Source organism: Caenimonas sp. SL110, assembly GCF_001044395.1.
In the GTDB taxonomy this organism is placed as follows: domain Bacteria; phylum Pseudomonadota; class Gammaproteobacteria; order Burkholderiales; family Burkholderiaceae_C; genus Ramlibacter.
In genome coordinates this window covers 1-1,615 of record NZ_JANU01000047.1, presented here as the reverse complement: position 1 = coordinate 1,615, position 1,615 = coordinate 1, and the positions used below count along the sequence as shown (strand labels likewise).

1 protein-coding gene is annotated in these 1,615 nt (G+C 65.4%); it reads left to right on the top strand.

Annotated features, from left to right (window positions below):
- The coding region (locus AQ12_RS19145) for a condensation domain-containing protein (protein WP_048441569.1) at positions 1-1,615 on the top strand (1,615 nt) is incomplete at both ends.

Genomic DNA, 1,615 nt, shown 5'->3' with positions numbered 1-1,615 from the left:
AACTGCCGCTGACACCCAACGGCAAGCTCGACCGCAAGGCGCTGCCGGTGCCCGGGAATTCAGGGCTGCAGGGCAACGAGTACATCGCACCGCGCACGCCGGTCGAACAAGTGCTGGCGGGGATCTGGTCAGAGGTGCTGCACGTCGAGCGTGTGGGCGTGCAAGACAACTTCTTCGAGCTGGGGGGCCACTCGCTGCTGGCCACGCAGGTGCTGGGAAGGCTGCGTCCGGCCTTTGGGGTGGAGGTGCCGCTGCGCGCGCTGTTTGAGACGCCCACCATCGAGGCGTTGGCGCAGCATTTGGATGTGGCGCTGCGAGGCGATGCGTCCTGTGCCTTGCCGCTGGTGGCTGTGTCACGCGATGGGGATCTTGACCTGTCGTTCGCGCAGCAGCGCCTGTGGTTCCTGGACCAGCTGGCCCCGGGCAGTGCCTCGTACAACATGCCAGCGGCGGTGCGGCTGAGCGGGGTGCTGGACGTGAGCGCACTGGAGCAAAGCTTCTCTGAGATCGTGCGCCGTCATGAGGCGCTGCGCACGCGCTTTGTGACGACTGAGGGACAAGCGCGCCAGCAGATCGATGCGCAGTTCGCATGGTCCTTGCCGGTCATTGACGTGCAGGAGGCCGACGTGCAAGGTCTGGCCCAAGCAGAAGCGGGCAAGCCGTTCGATCTGGCCTGCGGGCCGCTGTTGCGCACGACCCTCTTGAGGCTGTCGGCGCAGGAGCACGTGGTGCTGGTGACGATGCACCACATCGTCTCGGATGGCTGGTCGATGGGTGTGCTGGTGCGCGAGCTCGCAGCGCTGTATGAAGCGTTTGCCGCTGGTCGCTCCTCGCCGCTGCCAGAGCTGCCGATTCAGTACGCCGACTACGCCGCGTGGCAGCGCCAGTGGCTGTCGGGCGAGGTGCTGGAGACAAAGCTTGCCTATTGGAAAAAGCAGCTCGGTGGTGCGCCTGCGGCGCTGGAGCTGCCCACGGACCGGCCGCGTCCTGCTGTGCAAACGCACCGCGGCGCGGTGCAGCCGTTGCAGCTGTCTCATGAACTCTCACAAGGGCTCATTGCCCTGAGCCGGCGCGAGGGGGTCACGCTGTTCATGACGCTGCTGGCGGCCTTGCAGATGCTGATGCGCCGGTACTCGGGCCAGGACGACATCGTGGTGGGCTCGCCCATCGCGGGGCGCACGCAGGTGGAGACCGAGGCGCTGATTGGCTTCTTTGTGAACACGCTGGCGCTGCGCACCGAGCTGTCGGGCGAGATCACCACGCGCCAATTGCTGGGCCGGGTGCGCGAGGTCACGCTGGGCGCGTATGCGCACCAGGAAGTGCCTTTCGAGAAGCTGGTCGAGGTGCTTACACACGGCCGCGACATGAGCCGCTCGCCGCTGTTCCAGGTGATGCTGGTGCTGCAAAACGCACCGATGGGACAGATGCAGCTTGGAGATGTGACGCTTGAGCCGGTGGAGGTTGCCCACACCACGGCCAAGTTCGAGATGACGCTTGCGCTCAGGGAGACCCACGATGGGCTGCAAGGAGGTCTGGAGTACAACGCCGATCTGTTTGATGCGGCAACGGTTGAACGCATGGCGAGCAACTTCACAACGCTGCTGGCTGCGATGGT